The organism is Streptomyces sp. NK15101, assembly GCF_020400725.1.
Classification (GTDB): domain Bacteria; phylum Actinomycetota; class Actinomycetes; order Streptomycetales; family Streptomycetaceae; genus Streptomyces.
On record NZ_JAINVG010000192.1, the window covers coordinates 1 to 1,709 of the forward strand.

At 71.7% G+C, this 1,709-nt stretch carries 2 protein-coding genes; both read right to left on the reverse strand.

The annotated features are described in order from the left end of the window. Positions 1–9: 9 nt before the first annotated feature. On the reverse strand, positions 10–795 hold the full coding sequence (locus tag K7G60_RS38510; RefSeq protein WP_225805615.1) for an ABC transporter permease: 786 nt from the start codon (positions 793–795) through the stop codon (positions 10–12). Continuing rightward, positions 792–1,709, reverse strand: a 918-nt coding sequence (locus tag K7G60_RS38515; protein WP_225805616.1) for an ATP-binding cassette domain-containing protein, incomplete at its 5' end; no start/stop codon positions are given. The genes K7G60_RS38510 and K7G60_RS38515, both read right to left, overlap by 4 nt.

The following is a 1,709-nucleotide window of genomic DNA, read 5'->3' on the forward strand; positions in this document are numbered from 1 at the left end:
TCGTTTCGGTCACCGGGGGTCGCGGTTGAAGACCTTCTTGGACCAGAGGTGTCCAAGGACGGTCAGGGCCAGGCACCAGGCCAGGGCGAGCCAGCCGTTGTGGCCGATCTCGGTGCCCAGCAGCAGGCCGCGGAGGGTTTCGACGGCCGGGGTGAAGGGCTGGTACTGGGCGATCGGCTGGAACCAGCCGGGCATCTGCGCCACCGGGACGAAGGTGCTGGAGATCAGCGGGAGGAAGATCAGCGGCATCGCGTTGTTGCTCGCCGCCTCCGCGTTCGGGCTGACCAGGCCCATCCCCACCGCGATCCAGGTCAGCGCGGTGGCGAACAGGACCAGCAGGCCGAAGGCCGCCAGCCACTCCAGGGCCGTGGCCTGCGGGGCGCGGAAGCCGATCGCCACCCCGACCGCGCCGACCAGCACCACGCTGAGCACCGCCTGCAGCACGCTGCCGATCACGTGGCCGGTGAGGACCGAGCCGCGGTGGATGGCCATGGTGCGAAAGCGGGCGATGATGCCCTCGGACATGTCCGTGGAGACCGAGACCGCCGTGCCGATGGTGGTCGAGCCGATGGTCATCAGCAGCAGGCCGGGCAGCAGGTAGGCGAGGTAGTCGGCGCGGCCGCCGCCGCCCAGGCCCGCGCTCATCGTGTCGCCGAAGACGTACACGAACAGCAGCAGCAGCATGATCGGGGTCAGCAGCAGGTTCAGCGTCAGCGAGGGGTAGCGGCGGGCGTGCAGGAGGTTGCGGCGCAGCATCGTGGTGGTGTCGCGGACGGCCGGGGACGGGGTGCTCATCGGACGGACTCCTCGGGCGGGGCGGGGACGGTGGCGGTCAGGGCGAAGAAGACGTCGTCCAGGTCGGGGGTGTGCACGGTCAGCTCGTCCGCGGCGATGTTCTCGGCGTCCAGCCGGTCCAGGACGGCGCGCAGTTCGCGCTGGCTGCCGTCGCTGGGCAGTTGCAGGGTCAGGGCCTGGTCGTCGCGGGCGGCGCCGGTCAGGGCGGTGGCGGCGGTGCGGTAGGCGGCCGGGTCGGTGAAGCGCAGGCGCACGTGTCCGCCGGGGACCAGGCGCTTGAGTTCCTCCGCGGTGCCCTGCGCGGCGATCGTGCCGTCGTTCAGGACGGCGATGCGGTCGGCGAGCTGGTCGGCCTCCTGCAGGTACTGGGTGGTGAGGAAGACCGTCACGCCGTCGGCGACGAGGGCGCGGATGATCTGCCACATGGTGTGGCGCGAGCGGGGGTCCAGGCCGGTGGTCGGCTCGTCCAGGAAGATGATCCGGGGGTTGCCCACCAGGGTCATGGCGATGTCCAGGCGGCGCTTCATGCCGCCGGAGTAGGTGGAGGCGGGTTTGCGGGCCGCCTCGGTCAGGTCGAAGCGCTGAAGGAGGTCGGCGGCCACCCGCCGGCCCTGGGAGCGGGGCAGGTGGTGCAGGTCGGCCATCAGGAGCATGTTCTCCTCGCCGGTGATCAGGCCGTCGACCGCGGAGAACTGGCCGGTCACCCCGATCGCGGCGCGCACGGCCTGGGGCCGGGTGGCCAGGTCGTGGCCGGCGACCCGCACCTGCCCGCCGTCGGCGCCGATGAGGGTGGACAGGATCTTCACGGCCGTGGTCTTGCCCGCCCCGTTCGGTCCCAGCAGGGCGAAGACCGAGCCGGCCGGGACGTGCAGGTCGATGCCGTCCAGGACGGTCTGGTCGCCGTAGGACTTGCG